Below are 16,474 nucleotides of genomic sequence, written 5' to 3' on the forward strand. Positions count from 1 at the left end.
CGTGTCATCTGCCGCCCGCATGCCCTGACTTATACGGGGACTTGTACGGGCGGTTGCCACATGGGCGGTTGCCACATGGGTGGGGCCGTACGGGTGGGTGCCGTACGGGTGGTTGCCCGGCTCACCACTCGGCCGGGCGCCCCTTCAGCTGCTGCCAGTAACGCCGGTGTGCGTGCCGGGCCCCGTCGCTCGTCATGCCTCCGGCCAGCTCCTCGTCCAGCGGGTCGGCGAGTTCGGCGATGTCGCGCAGGGCGGCCGCCTGGCAGGCGCGCTTGGTGAACGCGTACTGCTCGACGCAGTCCTGCGGCGCCAGCCCGCCGGCGAAGGCGTGCCCGTTGACCGCGGCGACCGTCGGACGCGGGTAGGTGAACAGCCGCATGTTCGTGGCCCGGTAGTCCTGGAACCAGGACGCGACCGCCGCCGTGTCGCCCGCGAAGAGCGGGAAGTGCTCGCCGAGGTCGAGCCCGGCGGAGAAGCGGGTGCCGGTGCCGGTCAGGACGACGGGGGAGTCGGGGTGGTCGCGTTCGAGCCGGTCGAAGGCGTCGTGCAGGTCGGCGAAGAAGGCCCGGTTCTGCGCGTTGACCGGGTTGGTCGTCATCGTCACGACAGCGACGCGGCCGCGCCGCTCGATCGTCCAGCTCATGCTCGCTCCTCCGGTCGTACGGGGACGGACCGTGCCAGGTCGCCGTCGGTGCGCGCCTCCAGCGCCCGCAGTACGGCCACCATGTCCTCGCCGCCGTACCCCTGCGCCACCGTCTCCTGGAACAGGCTGTGGCAGACGTCGAGCAGCGGGGAGGCCAGATCGGCCTTGCGGGCGGCCTCGGCGATCAGGCGGTTGTTCTCCAGGACGTTGGTGACGGCGGCCTGGACGGTGAAGTCGCGGTCCAGCAGCTTGGGCCCCTTGATCCGGGAGACGGCGCTGGCCATCGGGCCCGCGTCCAGGACCTCGCGGAGCAGACGCTGGTCGAGGCCGTGCCGGTCGGCGAAGTGGAACGCCTCGGTCAGCCCGGTGACCAGGGTGATCAGGAAGAGGTTCACCGAGAACTTCATCAACAGCGCGCCCGGGACCGGACCACAGCCGAACATCTCCCGGCACATGGGCGCGAGCAGGGGCCGCACGGCGGCCACGGCGTCCTCGTCACCCGCCAGCATCCCCACCAGTTCGCCCTGCTCGGCCGGGACGCGGGAGCCGGAGACAGGGGCCTCGACGTACGTCCCGCCCGCCGCCCGGATGTCGCCCTCAAGGCCGCCCGAGTACTCGGCCGAGGTGGTGCCCATGTGGACGACGGCGTGACCGGCGACGCGCGCGGCGAAGTCCGGGGTGCCGCGCCCCAGCACCGTGTCGATGGCGGCCTCGTCGGCCAGCATCAGGATCACGGTGCCGGCCCGGTCGAAGACCTCGGCGGGGCTCGCCGCGACCTCGGCTCCGGCACCGCGCAGCGGCTCGCACCGCCCGGGTGTGCGGTTCCACACGACGAGGGGTGTCCCGGCCCGGGCGAGGTTCAGCGCCATGGGCTGCCCCATGACCCCGAGGCCGACGAAACCGACGTACACGATGAGCCCTCACTCTCGGCCGGCCACGGATTATGACAGCGGTCATGGTAGCCGACCTCTATGACAGCGGTCATAGGATGGGTGGCGGAGAGTTCGACGAAGGGAGAGGCCGACGATGTCCGAACGGGGGCCGCGCGAGCGGATGGTCTTCAGCGCGGCCCAGCTCATCCGGCGTGACGGGGTCGCCGCCACCGGGATGCGCGAGGTCGCCGCCCATGCCGGTGCGCCGCGCGGTTCGCTCCAGCACTACTTCCCCGGCGGCAAGGAGCAACTGGTCAACGAGGCGGTGGGCTGGGCGGGGCGGTACGCGGGGAACCGGGTCGCCCGCTTCCTGGCCGCGTTGCCCGAGCCGACGCCCAGCGGACTGTTCGCCGAGATGGTGCGGCAGTGGACCGACGAGTACGAGGCGGCCGGGTTCGCGGGGGGCTGTCCCGTGGCCGCCGCCACGGTGGACTGGGCGGAGTCCACCACGTCCACACGCGAGGCCGCGGCGGCCGCCTTCGCCACCTGGACCGGCCCGGTCGCGCGCGCCCTGGCCGACATGGGCGTACCCGAGGAACGGGCCGGTGCGCTGGCCACGCTCATGATCAGCACCCTGGAGGGGGCGATCCTGATGGCCCGCGCCGAACGGGACGTACGCGCCCTGACGACGGTTGTCCGGGAGCTCGGGCCACTGCTCGACGGGGCTGTGAGCAGGGACGGCTGACCGGCCGCGCCGTGCGGATCCGGTCGCCGAGGGTCCCTCCGCTACGTCCGAATCCGGTTGCCGCGCAGCGATCTCGCGACCTACCGTCGGCCCATGGCGGACGACGAACCCACGCGCGCGGCACGGCTGTTGGATGCTCAGGCGAAGGCGGAGCGGCTCTTCGCGGAGATCGGGGAACGCGGGCTCGTCGCGCCGGGCCAGGGGGAGCGGGCGGTCAGTGACCGGGTACGGGATCTGGCGAACGAGCTGTTCGGCACCACCCGGCACTGGCACAAGCGGATCGTGCGCTCGGGGCCGAACACGTTGATGCCGTACCGGGAGAACCCGCCGGACCGGGTGATCGGCGCGGACGACATCGTGTTCGCCGACTTCGGGCCGATCTTCGAGGAGTACGAGGCCGACTTCGGGCGGACCTTCGTGCTGGGCGACGACCCGGTGAAGCGGCGGCTGCGGGACGATCTGCCGGAGGTCTTCGCCGCCGGGAAGCGGTACTTCGAGAGCGACCCCGACATCACCGGGAAGCGGCTCCACACCGAGGTCGAGCGGCTGGCCGCCGAGGCCGGGTGGGAGTTGGGCGGCTGGCATGCCGGGCACCTGGTCGGGGAGTTCCCGCACGAGTGGATCGACGGCGCCGACGTGGAGTCGTACATCGCGCCCGGCAACGACACCCCGCTGCGCCGCACCGACAAGGCCGGGCGGCGTTGTCACTGGATCCTGGAGATCCATCTCGTGGACCGGGGGCGGGAGTTCGGCGGGTTCTACGAGGAACTGCTCACCCTCGGCTGACGGTCGGCCAGGCGGCCGGCCGTGCGGCCGGCCGCCTGTGATCTCTGCCCGGTGGCGGGAGGGACCGCCTAGAAGGCGGTGTTGTTGCAGCCCATCGTCGAGCCGAGGTGGGTGCTCTGGCTGCCCTCGGAGCCCTCGCCGTTGAGCGCGCCGCCCAGCACGCCGTTGAGCACCCCGACCACGCCGAGGATGTCGATGTTCAGGTCGTGGGACTTGCACGAGGTGCTCTGCTGCACCTTGACGTCGTTGCCCCGGCCCCCGTTGCCCCGGCCCCCGTCGGCGTGGGCGGTGCCCGCGGCCAGGGCTCCGACGCTGGTGAGAGCAGCGACCAGGACGGCGGCCTTGCGAAGCTTGTGCATGTCATCTCCGGTGGAGTGTGGAGTGAGGTGGATGCGGTACGGGGGGAATCGACCCCGTACAATCAGGGAAGATTAGTGAGAAATGCCCCAAATCATCCTTGGACGCGCCGAGTTTCGTGATCTTGCGTCGGAAACCGGACGGGTAGGAGGATTTCGATGGAACGTGCGAATCCCGGTCATGCAAGTCCCGTCCGCCCAGGACGCATCGACGTCCACCAGCATCTGATCCCGCCCGACCTCGCCCGCGCCGTCACCGGCCGTGCCGCGGCCGTCGGATGGCCCGCCCCTGCCTGGGACGAGCGAAGCGCGATCGCCATGATGGACCGGCGGTCCATCGCCACCGGAGTGCTGTCGTACGCCGCGCCGCTGGCCGGCCCGGACGACCTCGCCGCAGCGCGTGAGGTGGCCCGCGGCGTCAACGAGTACACGGCCGAACTGGTCAAGAACCGCCCCGACCGCTTCGGGCACTTCGCCGCCCTCCCGCTGCCCGACGTGGACGGCGCACTCGCCGAGGCGGCCCACGCCCTGGACGAACTGCACACGGACGGCGTCGTGGTGCTGTCCAACGTCCATGGCCGCTACCTCGGCGACCCGGCGTTCGAGCCGCTGTGGGCCGAACTCGACGCCCGCGCCGCGGTCGTCCTCGTCCACCCGACCGCACCGCCCGGCGCCCCCGTCCCCGAGGTGCCCCCGCCACTGGCGGACTTCCCCTCCGACACGACCCGCGCCGCCCTGCACTTGACCATGCGCGGCGTCCCCCGCCGGTACCCCCGGATGCGGATGATCCTCCCGCACGCCGGCGGCTTCCTGCCCTACGCCGCCCACCGCTTCGCCCTGGCGGCCCGCCTGCCCAACGGTGAGACCCCCGACGCCCCTCGCCGAACTCCCGAGGACTTCGTCGCCGATCTCCGGCGCTTCTACTTCGACACCGCCATCTCCGCCGCCCCCGCGACCCTGCCCTCACTCCTCGCCTTCGCCGCACCCGAGCGCGTCCTCTACGGCAGCGACTTCCCCATGCTCCCCGAGGACTGGGGCACCGGCTTCGACACGGCCCTGGACGAGTACCCGCACTGGGAACCGGGCCGTCTGCACGCCGTCAACCGCGGCAACGCGGAACTCCTCATGCCGCGCCTGTCGACGGCGGCGGCGGGCACGCGCGACCTCTGACGGGTCAGCCCGCGGCGACGCCCTCGGCCGTGCTCGACCCCGGAGGCGGGCTGGGCAGCGTGCCCGTGCACGTCGCGCGGCCGAAGTCGCCGTCGGCGGTGGCGCTCTGCAGATGCCGGCCCTGGACGGCGACGGCGCAGCGGGCCCGGCCGCCCTTCTCACCGAGCACGACACTCACGACGGGGCTGCGGCCGAGCGGCACCGGCACGGTCTTGCGCCACGGCAGGGCGGCGGCCCGCACGACGGTCGCCTTTCCGGACTCGCTGCTCGCCTGGTAGGTGATGTCGGCGGTGCCGGTGCCCGTCACCTCGTACGTGACCGATGCGGTGGGCACCGCGGGCTTCTTCTTCTCCTCGCCGCCCCCGGAGAGCACCCCGTAGAGCACGAGTCCGCTGCACGCGGCGAGCGCCACGACGGCCGTGATCACCCCGGCCCGGTCCGGACGGCTCGCATCGGAGTCGGAATCACTCATGAATTTCCCCCTCGGCAAGTGAATTACCGGTGCACTCAGCTCATGCGAAGTGATGTCGGGCCGGGTTATACCGCAAGGCTTCGTCCCTTTTCCAGCCCTCAGAAAAATCGGACATAAACCCCCTCCCATATGGCTGTTTTGGGTGAGCTGAGTCACCAACTAGGCGAATTGTCTTAACACTTGACGTACCATCAGCCGAATGATTAGACCCCGCCTGGAATTCAACGACCTTTGACGGAAAGGTTTGGTGTGAGTCCCAGATTGGGCAAAGCACTGGCGTGCCTCGTGGCGGCGGCCGTGACAAGTTCACTGCTGCCCCAGGTGGCTTATGCAGCGTCCGGTTCTGATAGTGACGGCGAGAGTCTCGTCGACAGCGTCAAGGACTGGTTCGCGGATGACGACGGCCGGGAACCGGAGCAGCCGTCCTCGCACGACGAGGCGGGGGTGGCCGAGCGGCAGAAACTGCCGAAGGGAAAGGTGGCACCGAAGGCGAAGCGGATCGCGGAGCTGACCGGGCGGCGCACGGCGAACACCCGCTTCTTCCGGATGTCCGACGGACGGGTGCAGGCCGAGGTGTCGGCCGTACCGACCGCCTACCGGGCGGGCAAGGCGTGGCGGGACATCAGGACCCGGATCGAGAAGTCCGGGCAGGGCGGTTTCGAGTACGCCAACACCAGTAACACGCTGCGCAGTTGGTTCGGCGGCGACGCCGACCGGCTGATGCGGGTCGAGTCCGCCGACGGGCACACCGTGACGCTGGGACTGGAGGGCGCGAAGGGCTTACTGGATCCGGCGGCGAAGGGTGCCACGGTCACCTACCGCGATGCGGTGGCCGGCGCGGATCTGTCGTACGAGGTCGGTGCGGGCCGGGTGAAGGAGAACATCACCCTGGCCGAACGCCCCGACGGACCGCTGAAGTTCGTCTTCACCCTGGACACGGACGGGCTGACGCCGAAGGCGGGCAAGGACGGCTCGATCGCCTTCCACGGCGAGGGCACGAACCCCGTCCTGGTCATCCCGGCCCCGTTCATGGCGGACGCGCGGAAGGACGCCGAGTCGCCGTACGGCACCGCCTACTCCACCGCGGTGCGACAGCGGCTCACCCGGGACGGCAAGGGCTGGAAGCTGACGGTCGTCCCCGACGCGAAGTGGCTTGCGTCGCCGCAGCGGCAGTACCCGGTGACGATCGACCCGACCATCCAGATCGCCCCGACGCCGGCGACGGCGCAGGACGTGATGATCTCCTCGGACGGCCCGGCGTCGAACTACGACGCCAACTGGCGTCTCTCGGTGGGCAACACCGGTACCGGCAGCTCCCGCGCGCTGCTGAGGTTCCCGCTCGGCGGGGTCCCCGCGGGCACCAAGCTGGACTCCGCCGACCTGAGGCTCTACTACGACCAGACGCACACCACCGACGACACCGAGGTGGACCTGGAGGCGCGCCGGGCGACCGCGGCCTGGAGCGAGGAGCAGGCGACCTGGAACAACGCGTCCCAGATCACCGGTGAGCTGTCGGGGACGTCGGTCCTGGTGGACGACGGGGACGCGGGCACCACGGCCGCGAAGGGATCCTGGCCCGCCTCGGGGAACACGGCGTACACGCAGTACGCGGTGAACCAGGACTACCTGTACAACAAGGACACGGTCGCCGCGGACACCTACACCTGGCAGCCGAACCTTCCCGAGGACGGCGACTACCAGGTCCAGGCGCACTATGTGCCCGCCTCGGACCGGGCGACGGCCGCCCCGTACACGGTCACCTACGACGGCGGCAGCAAGGCGTACACCGTCAACCAGCAGGCCGGTTCGGGCGGGGTGTGGAAGACGCTGGGCACTCACCGCTTCAAGGCGGGCACGACGGGCAGGATCGTGCTCGGTGACGGGCCGGCGTCCGCCACGACGTCGGTGATCGCGGACGCGGTGCGGTTCACCAAGGGCGGCGTGGTCACCAAGCAGCCCTCCGAGCTGAACGTCTGGCACTCCTTCCCCGTGACGAAGACGGTCCAGTCGTGGATCGACGGCATCAACACCAACCACGGATTCGTGGTCAAGGCCGCCGACGAGTCCGCGAACGCCCCCAAGGGCGGACCGCGCTACGAGGGCAGCGAGTACGCCTACGAGGGCGAGACCGCCAACTACCCCCGTCTGGTGCTGACCTACGGCCGTCCCGGTGTCGAGCTGGAGGCGCCGACGACGATCCACGACACGGGCGCCGAGCTGAAGTGGTCGGCGTACACGGACCCGTCCACCGCGACCGGTGACGACATCGTCGAGTACCAGGTGCACCGCTCGGTCTACCAGACCTTCACGCCCTCGGCGGCGACGCTGGTGGCACCGGTGTCCAAGTCGCAGACGTCGTACACGGACACCTCGGCAACGCCGACCGCGGCGGACAGCGCGGACGAGTTCGGGCGGGCGTACTACTACATGGTCGCGGTCAGGACGGCGGACGGCCAGGTCAGCGGCGCGCCCACGCAGCTGGTGCGACTGCCCAAGGCCGGCCGCACCACGAAGATCTTCGAGGCCGCGCAGGACACCACCCTGTCCCAGACGGAGTCGACCACCCCGCACGACACCCTCACCGACGGCGTCGCGCAGAAGTGGCTGGGAGTGGGCAACAACTCGCCCACCTACGGCACCACCCGGGCCCTGCTGAAGTTCCCCGCCCTGGACATCCCCACGAGCGCCCGGGTGCTGGACGCCACCATGCGGCTGTGGGGCACCCAGACCACCACCGAGAACACCGGCGCCGTCTACGAGATGCGGCCGCTGACCCGCGACTTCGACGAGGCGTCGGCGACCTGGGTCAAGGCGAACGCCACCACCGGCTGGACCACCGCCGGCGGCGACTTCGGCGCCACGGTCGCCGACACCGTCCCCGCGCTGAGCAACGACCCGGCCCGCCACGACTGGAGCGCCGCCTCCCTGGTCCAGAGCTGGGTGCGCACCCCCGGCTCCCACCAGGCGGTGCTGCTGAAGACGGCGGACGAATCGGTCAAGCAGGAACGCACCGTGTTCCTGTCCTCCGAGGCACCGGAGAAGAAGCTGCGCCCGCGCATGGTCGTCACCTACCTCGACTCCACCACGGACTCGACGTACTACGCGCCCAAGACACCGGCCCGGATGACCCCGAACTCCGACTACACGGTCGAGTTCACCCTCACCAACACCACCGACGCGACCTGGACCGCGGCCGACAAGGTGCTGTCCTACACCTGGGCGCTGCCCGACGGCACGGACCGGACCACCGGCGGCAACCAGGTGCAGACCGCGCTGCCCGAGGACGTGGCTCCCGGTGAGACGGTCACCCTGCAGGCGCAGGTCAGGACGCCGATCAACAGCGACAACGGCAACAAGCGCACCGACCACGTGCTGACCTGGGACCTGTTCGACAAGACCGCGGGCACCTGGCTGTCGGCCGGGTCCGGCGGAATCCCGGGCCTGAAGCAGAACGTGGCGGTCGAGGACCCGACCTCCAACAGCCTGGGTCTGGAGAAGTTCTACTCCTACACCGGCAAGAACACCGGTGCCGGGTCGACGGTGATGAACAACCTCGCGGCCGGCAACACCGTGTGGTCCTACAACGCGTTCACCAACCCCGGACGCGGCCTGACCACCTTCGCCCGCTTCTCCTACAACTCCCTGGACACTTCCGACACCGTGCTCGGCGGCGGCTGGTCCGCGCAACTCGCCGGTCCGATACGCCTCGGCGCGCCGCTGGACTTCCACCCCAACCCCAGCGCCAACGCCACCGAGATCCGCCTGCCCGACGGTGACGGCACCACCCACACCTTCGCCAAGCAGGCCGACGGCACGTGGAAGGCCCCCGCGGGCGTCCACTACCAGGTGACGATGAAGCCGGGCCTGGACTGCACCCCGGACAAGGACCCCGTCCCGGACGCCTGGACGCTGCTGCGCCCGGACGGCACCCGCTTCCTGTTCGGCTGCGACGGCTATCTGACCTCGGTGGTCGACAAGAACGGCAACACGCAGACGTACACCTACGAGGAACGCAAGTCCAACAACAAGCCGACCAAGTTCCTCTCCTACATCACCGACCCGGCCGGCCGGCGGTCGCTGACCGTGGAGTACTACTCCAAGGCCGAGGCGAGCAGCCCGAAGATCACCGACCACGTCAAGTCGATCACGGACGTCTCCAGCCGCAAGCTGGCCTTCGAGTACTCCGACCAGGGTCTGCTGACCAGGATCACCGACGGTGCGGGTTCGTCCCAGCCCAAGGTGTTCGGCTTCACGTACGACGCCACGCAGGGAAACAAGAACGTCAAGCTGGTCACGGCCACCGACCCGCGCGGCCATGACACGAAGCTGGCGTACTACGCGCCGCAGACCGGCGACGACCCCAAGTACCACTGGTGGACCAAGAAGATCACCGACCGGGTCGGCGGGGACACGCTCTTCGCGTACGCGGCGGACACGGCGAACACCAAGTTCACCGACACCACCGCCACCGACGCGGAGAACCGTGCGACCAGGTACGTCGCCGACGACTACGGCCGCCCGGTGCAGACCACCAACGCCAAGTCCCAGACCACCAGGATGAGTTGGGACGCGGACAACAACGTCACCTACCTGGAGGAGGACAACGGGGCGAAGACCGCCTACTGCTACGACCAGAAGACCGGCTACCCGCTCTGGCAGCGCGACGCCGAGAACAACAAGACCGGCGTCCCCGACCAGACGACCGCGTGCGTCAGCGACACCTCCAGGTGGCCCGCGAACGCCGCGAGATACGAGTACCAGACCCGCGCCGACGGCTACACCGCCGACCTGTTCCGCAAGACCTCACCCGAGGACCGCGCCTGGCAGTTCGGCTACGACACCTACGGCAACCTCAAGACGGTCACCGACCCCAAGGGCGTCGCCACCGCCACCGCCGGTGACTACACCACGAAGTACGACTACGACGCCCACGGCCTGCTCACCAAGGCGACCGACGCGGGCGGCAACCCGACGTCGTACGCCGAGTTCGACGCGACCGGATACCCGAAGCGGATCACGGACGCCAAGTCGTTCCCGACCCTGTTCGACTACGACGTGCGCGGCCAGGTCACCAAGGTGACCGACGCCGACCTCAAGGTGACCACACAGGTCTACGACGCCTACGGACGTCCGAAGGAGGGCACGAAACCGAAGGACCAGGCGGCCGGTGACCTGATCACCACGCCCGCCCCGGAGTACGACGCCAACGACAACATCACCAAGGCGACCTCACCGAACGGCGCGGTCTCCACGGCGGTGTACGACGACGCGGACCAGATCACCTCGGCGACCGCACCGAAGGACACCACCACGTCGGACGAGCGGCGCACGACGTACACGTACGACAAGGTCGGCAACCTGAAGACGACGACCGAGCCCAAGGGCACCCTGACGGCGTCGGACACCACCGACTACGTCACCACCCACCACTACAACGAGATCTACCAGCTCACCTCGGTGGTCAACGCGGCCGGTGACAAGGTCGGTTACGAGTACGACGACGTCGGCAACGTCGTCACCGTCGTCGACCCGAAGAAGAGCGCGACGGCGGACACGACCGACTTCTCCAGCAAGACGGCGTACGACCTGAACCACCGTGCCACCGTCGTCACGGACGCGGCCGGCAAGACCACCAAGCGGGGCTACGACAAGGACTCGCTGGTCACGTCGACCACGGACGCGGAGAACAACGTCACCACCGTCACCTACGACGAGCGCGGCAAGCAGTCCGAGGTGAAGGTGCCCTATGAGGGCAGCACGGTCCGTACGACGAAGTACGAGTACGACCAGGTCGGCAACGTCACCAAGGTGATCACACCGCGCGGCACCCAGACCGCGGCCGCGGACGACTTCACCCTGCGCACCGCGTACGACGAGCTGAACCGGCCGGTCAAGCAGTACCAGCCGTACGACCCGGCGGACTCCCGCTACAACGACCCGAACGTCTACACCGAGACCGTCTACGACAAGATCGGCCGGGTGGCGAAGACCTCGCTGCCGCCGTCCGAGGGCGAGAGTGTCCGCAACGACACCAAGTTCGAGTACTTCGACAACGGCTGGGTGCGCTCGTCCACCGACCCGTGGGACATCGCCACCACGTACGACTACAACGAACTCGGTCTGCAGACGGCCCGCACGCTGACGTCGGCGGGCGGTTCCTCCAACCGGACCATGTCGTGGTCGTACTTCCCCGACGGCAAGCTGAAGTCGAAGTCCGACGACGGTGTGCCGGTGGGCAGGTCGGTCGTGCTCGCCGACAACTCCGACACCCAGAGCACGTCCTTCACCGGCACCTGGACGACCGGGAACGTCACCGGCCAGCAGGGCTACGACCACCGCACCCACGCGGCGGGCACCGGTACGGACGCCTACACGTGGACGCTGAACATCCCCAAGGACGGCACGTACACCGCGTACGTGAAGTACCCGCAGGTCACCGGCGCCACCACCACCGCCAAGTACACCCTCACCCACGGCACCACCACCGAGCCGGCCGTCACCAGGAACCAGACGACGGGCGCGGGAACCTGGGTCAGCCTGGGCACCTTCCCCCTCAAGCGGGACGAGAGCACCAAGCTCAAGCTGGACCAGAGCGGCGGCGGCATCGCGGTCGCCGACGCGGTCAAGCTGGTGCGCGACAACGCGGGGGAGACCGACACCGAGAAGAAGACCTTCGCGTACGCCTATGACGTCAACGGCAATCTGACGTCGATCGACGACACCTCGTCGGGCGCCAAGGTCGACGCCTACACCGTCGACTACACCGGCCTCAACCAGGTCCGGAAGGTGACGGAGGCGCTCGCGGGCCAGGAGAAGAAGGCCACGTCGTACACGTACGACGCCAACGGACTGCCGGACACGGTCACCCACCCCGACCAGTTCTCCAAGTACACCTACGACCTGCGCGACCTGGTCAAGACCGTCTCGGTCGGCAAGAACGCGACGGACACCGACCCGAAGCTGAGCTCGTACACCTACACCGACCGCGGTCTGAAACTGAAGGAGACCAAGGACAACGGCAACACCGTCGACTACGCCTACTACCTCAACGCGGCGCTGAAGACGTCCACCGAGAAGAAGGCGAACGGCACACTCGTCGCCTCGCACACCTACGCCTACGACCCGAACGGCAACAAGGCGCAGGACGTGGCGAAGAAGATGAACGCCGACAACCACTCGGCATACCTCGACTCGACCACCGACTACACCTACGACCCCGTCAACCGGCTGAAGGAGTCCGCCAAGACCGGCAACGGCGCCGGCACCGAGACCTACGTCCACGACGCCAACGCCAACGTCATCCGGCAGACGGTCGACGGCACCGAGACGGCGTACGAGTACGACCGCAACCGGCTGCTGACGGCGACGACGGCGGGCGTGGGCGCGCAGTACACCTACGACCCGTTCGGGCGGCTGGAGACGGTCACCTCGCAGGGCGAGGTCATCGAGCGCAGCGTGTACGACGGCTTCGACCATGTCGTCGAGTCCCAGAAGAGGGACGACGCGGGGACCCTGAAGTCGACGAAGTACACCTTCGACCCGCTGGACCGGACGGCGTCCAAGACGGCCGACGGCAAGACCACCGACTTCGCCTACCTCGGCCTGTCCGGCGAGGTGCTGAACGAGGAGGTCGCGGGCGTCCTGTCGAAGTCGTACCAGTACAGCCCGTGGGGCGAGCGGCTGTCGCAGGTCAAGCACAACACCGACGGCACGACCGAGGACGGCTACTACGGCTACAACAGCCACACCGACGTCGAGACGCTGACGGACGAGGCCGGCGACACCAAGGCGACCTACGGCTACACCGCCTACGGCAAGGACGACGAGGCCGAGTTCACGGGCATCGACAAGCCGGACACCGCCGACCCGGCCAAGGAGGCGTACAACGCCTACCGCTACAACGCCAAGCGCTGGGACGCCCAGTCGGGGACGTACGACATGGGCTTCCGTGACTACAGCCCAGGGCTCAACCGGTTCGTGACGCGGGACATGTACAACGGCGCCCTCGCCGACATGGGCCTCGGGTCCGATCCCTTCACCGGGAACCGGTACGCGTTCGGCGGCGGCAACCCGACCACCTTCATCGAGTACACCGGGCACAAGCCGGCCGAGTGCAACGAGTCCGGCTACTCCTGCTCGATGAACGACGCGGGCGGCTGGGACGTCAACTACACCGCCCCGCCGTCCAGCGACGGCTACACCGAGGGGACGGCGTCGGAGCCCTTCTTCGACTTCGGCAACGACTTCCCCTACGACCCGGACGCCGAGGCGACCTGGGACGACTACAAGCAATGGAACCTGTGGGGAATCAAGAAGAACGGCGGCATGCTGCTCTCGGCGCTGGGCTTCTACTCCGACGGTGCCCTGGACGACGCCGTACCGCTCTACTCCCACTACCGCACCGGCCTGGGCACGGACCAGGAGGTCAACTACCGGGAGGGCTACTACGAGGACTCCGGGATCAGGACGTCGGTGGACGACGAGATCGCCCGTGCGCAGCAGGCGGCGGAGAAACTGAGCGTGCTGCTCGGCACCGACACCTTCGACATGACGGGCGGTCTGCATGGCGTCAAGGAGTATCCGACGACCGAGAACTGGCAGAAGGCGATCGGCGACCACAAGGTCTGGGGCAGCGCCGACGTGACGCGTGACGGCGATCAGATGACCATGACGATCACCGTGCACGCCCTGGACCAGTACGACTTCAACGCGGGCGCCTCGGACATCGCCTCCGGCACCCCCGACGACGTCAACGGACGGTTCGCCACGCTCGGCTGGGCCGCGCCGTTCCTGGTGCGGGGCACGTTCACCCGCAATGTGACCTGGACCGTGGGCCAGGCCGGAACGACTACGGTAGGCAGCGATGTGCACCGATAGACGACAACACCGGGCCGGCGGGCGAGGGGCCCGCACCATCCGCCTGGCCGCGGCGGCCGTGGCCATGGCCGCGCTGGCGCTGACCGGCTGCGCCGGGCAGCAGACACAGTCGGTGGACACCGCCCGGCCCCAGGACTCCCGGGCGACCTCGACGGCCGCGTCCGCGGCCGCCGGCGGTCTCAGGAAGGACGAGGAACCGGTGCGGGCGCGCTTCCCGGAGTTCGGGGACTTCGCCTCCGTGGTCTGGAAGGGCGAGACCCTCGGCCAGAACGACCGCGAGTCGGTGCCCGGCCCCACGGACGTCCGCATGTCCGGGATCGTCCGGCTCACGGACACCGACGCGGCCCGGCTGAAGGACGCCTACACCTGGCAGAACGCATCCGCCCGGCCGGACCTCCCGACCGATCTGCGCGCCCAACTGCCGTCCGGCACCGCCCGTTGGCAGACGAGCACGGACTTCACCCGTGCCGTCACGGGGGACCGGTACACGGCGACATTCCATGCGGACCTCGGCCGGAAGGTGCTGGTCTTCGACGCGGTGAACCCGGAGAAGAAGGGATGACACCCAGGCGGTAACGCCCACGGGAGCACCTGCCTCACCCCGACGGCCCGCCGCCCGGACCATGCGTCCGGGGGGCGGGCCGTCGGCCTGCACCCGGACGGAAGGGACCGGATGGCAGGGACTGGATGGCAGGGGCCGTACGTCAGATGTCCCGGAAGATCTCGATCTGCGCCCCGATCGAGTTCAGGCGCTCGGCCAGGTCCTCGTAACCGCGGTTGATGACATACACGTTCCGCAGCACGGACGTGCCCTCCGCCGCCATCATCGCCAGCAGCACGACCACGGCGGGCCGCAGGGCGGGCGGGCACATCATCTCGGCGGCGCGCCAGCGGGTGGGGCCCTCGACCAGGACGCGGTGCGGGTCCAGCAGCTGGAGGCGGCCGCCGAGGCGGTTGAGGTCGGTCAGATAGATCGCGCGGTTGTCGTAGACCCAGTCGTGGATCAGGGTCTTGCCCGAGGCGACGGCCGCGATGGCCGCGAAGAACGGGACGTTGTCGATGTTCAGGCCCGGGAACGGCATCGGGTGGATCTTGTCGATCGGCGCCTCCAGCTTGGAGGGCCGGACGGTCAGGTCCACCAGTCGCGTACGTCCGTTGTCCGCGAAGTACTCGGGCGTACGGTCGTGGTCGAGCCCCATCTCCTCCAGGACCGCCAGCTCGATCTCCAGGAACTCGATGGGGACGCGGCACACCGTCAGCTCAGACTCGGTGACGACGGCGGCGGCCAGCAGGCTCATCGCCTCCACCGGGTCCTCGGACGGCGAGTAGTCGACGTCGATGTCGATGGTCGGCACACCGTGCACGGTGAGCGTGGTCGTGCCGATCCCCTCGACCCGGACGCCGAGCGCCTCCAGGAAGAAGCACAGGTCCTGGACCATGTAGTTGGAGGAGGCGTTGCGGATGACGGTGACGCCGTCGTACCGCGCGGCGGCCAGCAGCGCGTTCTCGGTCACCGTGTCACCGCGCTCGGTCAGCACGATCGGCCGGTCGACGCGCACGGACCGGTCGACCGTCGCGTGGTACTGGCCCTCGGTCGCCGCGACGTCCAGCCCGAACCGGCGCAGCGCGATCATGTGCGGCTCGATGGTCCGCGTGCCGAGGTCGCAGCCGCCGGCGTACGGCAGCATGAAGCGGTCCATGCGGTGCAGCAGCGGGCCGAGGAACATGATGATGGAGCGGGTGCGTACGGCGGCCTCGGCGTCGATGGCCGCCATGTTCAGCTCGGACGGCGGCACGATCTCCAGGTCGACGCCGTCGTTGATCCAGCGGGTGCGCACACCGATGGAGTTGAGCACCTCCAGGAGGCGGTAGACCTCCTCGATGCGGGCGACGCGGCGCAGCACGGTGCGGCCCTTGTTGAGCAGCGAGGCGCACAGCAGGGCCACACAGGCGTTCTTGCTGGTCTTGACATCGATGGAACCGGACAGTCGACGTCCGCCGACGACCCGGAGATGCATCGGCCCGGCGTACCCCAGCGACACGATCTCGCTGTCCAGGGCTTCACCGATTCGGGCGATCATCTCAAGGCTGATGTTCTGGTTGCCGCGCTCGATGCGATTGACGGCGCTCTGGGAGGTGCCGAGCGCCTCGGCCAGCTGCGTCTGTGTCCAGCCCCGGTGTTGCCGGGCGTCACGGATGAGCCTGCCGATGCGTACGAGGTAGTCGTCTGCCATGAGGTTGAGGTTATCTCAGATATGAGATGGCACATTTCAGGGGGGCCATTCGAGTGACGCACCGTCAAGGTCGCCTGGCGGCACGGGTGGGCATCGCCCGAAAGAACCAGTCAAATCCACCAATGTCGTACAACGTCCCGCTGCCCGATACTGCCACTGTGGGCGTGTCGCGTATCGCGTGGCGCGTGTTCGAGTCGTGCGAGGGCGTCTACGTGTCCCTCGGTTACCCCGAATCGGCCGAGCGATGGCGGCTTGTCGCGCCGAAAGTGAACCCCCAAATGGGGGGGGGCGCGCGCGGGGGGGCGCGGGGGGGGGGGGG

10 protein-coding genes are annotated in these 16,474 nt (G+C 69.1%); 5 read left to right on the forward strand and 5 right to left on the reverse strand.

Translation table 11 applies throughout. From position 1 onward, the window contains the following. Positions 1-121 precede the first annotated feature (121 nt). Together ACFWYS_RS04365 and ACFWYS_RS04370 are read right to left on the reverse strand one after the other, a co-directional pair. Entirely contained in the window at positions 122-643 is a 522-nt protein-coding gene (locus ACFWYS_RS04365) for an enoyl-CoA hydratase/isomerase family protein (protein WP_384763115.1), read from the reverse strand. Further along, complete coding sequence (locus ACFWYS_RS04370; protein WP_384763117.1) at positions 640-1,554, reverse strand: NAD(P)-dependent oxidoreductase; 915 nt, start codon at positions 1,552-1,554, stop codon at positions 640-642. Before ACFWYS_RS04370 ends, ACFWYS_RS04365 begins: the two co-directional genes overlap by 4 nt. A 115-nt stretch (positions 1,555-1,669) precedes the next feature. Here ACFWYS_RS04370 and ACFWYS_RS04375 point away from each other — a divergent pair, with 115 nt between their 5' ends. Further along, on the forward strand, positions 1,670-2,260 hold the full coding sequence (locus tag ACFWYS_RS04375) for a TetR/AcrR family transcriptional regulator (protein WP_384763119.1): 591 nt from the start codon (positions 1,670-1,672) through the stop codon (positions 2,258-2,260). 93 nt (positions 2,261-2,353) lie between these two features. After that, entirely contained in the window at positions 2,354-3,046 is a 693-nt protein-coding gene (locus ACFWYS_RS04380; protein WP_384763122.1) for a M24 family metallopeptidase, read from the forward strand. Positions 3,047-3,114: 68 nt separating this feature from the next. On the opposite strand, the gene ACFWYS_RS04385 is transcribed toward ACFWYS_RS04380, so the two are convergent. Next, entirely contained in the window at positions 3,115-3,405 is a 291-nt protein-coding gene (locus tag ACFWYS_RS04385) for a hypothetical protein (RefSeq protein WP_384763125.1), read from the reverse strand. A gap of 156 nt (positions 3,406-3,561) precedes the next feature. On the opposite strand from ACFWYS_RS04385, the gene ACFWYS_RS04390 reads away from it, so the two are divergent. Next, positions 3,562-4,572, forward strand: coding sequence for an amidohydrolase family protein (locus ACFWYS_RS04390; RefSeq protein ID WP_384763128.1), 1,011 nt, complete (start codon positions 3,562-3,564; stop codon positions 4,570-4,572). A 4-nt stretch (positions 4,573-4,576) separates the two neighbouring features. On the opposite strand, the gene ACFWYS_RS04395 is transcribed toward ACFWYS_RS04390, so the two are convergent. After that, on the reverse strand, positions 4,577-5,044 hold the full coding sequence (locus ACFWYS_RS04395) for a hypothetical protein (RefSeq protein ID WP_384763130.1): 468 nt from the start codon (positions 5,042-5,044) through the stop codon (positions 4,577-4,579). A 1,236-nt stretch (positions 5,045-6,280) separates the two neighbouring features. Between ACFWYS_RS04395 and ACFWYS_RS04400 the strand changes: the two genes are divergently transcribed. Next, the gene (locus ACFWYS_RS04400; protein WP_384763436.1) at positions 6,281-13,921 is read left to right on the forward strand and encodes a DNRLRE domain-containing protein; all 7,641 of its coding nucleotides are present in this window, start codon (positions 6,281-6,283) and stop codon (positions 13,919-13,921) included. Continuing rightward, positions 13,908-14,483, forward strand: coding sequence for a hypothetical protein (locus ACFWYS_RS04405; RefSeq protein WP_384763133.1), 576 nt, complete (start codon positions 13,908-13,910; stop codon positions 14,481-14,483). The genes ACFWYS_RS04400 and ACFWYS_RS04405 overlap by 14 nt, the downstream gene beginning before the upstream one ends. A gap of 142 nt (positions 14,484-14,625) precedes the next feature. On the opposite strand, the gene ACFWYS_RS04410 is transcribed toward ACFWYS_RS04405, so the two are convergent. Then, positions 14,626-16,155 (reverse strand): helix-turn-helix domain-containing protein, encoded by a 1,530-nt coding sequence (locus ACFWYS_RS04410; protein ID WP_384763136.1) that lies wholly within the window; start codon positions 16,153-16,155, stop codon positions 14,626-14,628. Between the last annotated feature and the right edge of the window lie 319 nt (positions 16,156-16,474).

This window comes from Streptomyces sp. NPDC059010 (assembly GCF_042740355.1).
In the GTDB taxonomy this organism is placed as follows: domain Bacteria; phylum Actinomycetota; class Actinomycetes; order Streptomycetales; family Streptomycetaceae; genus Streptomyces.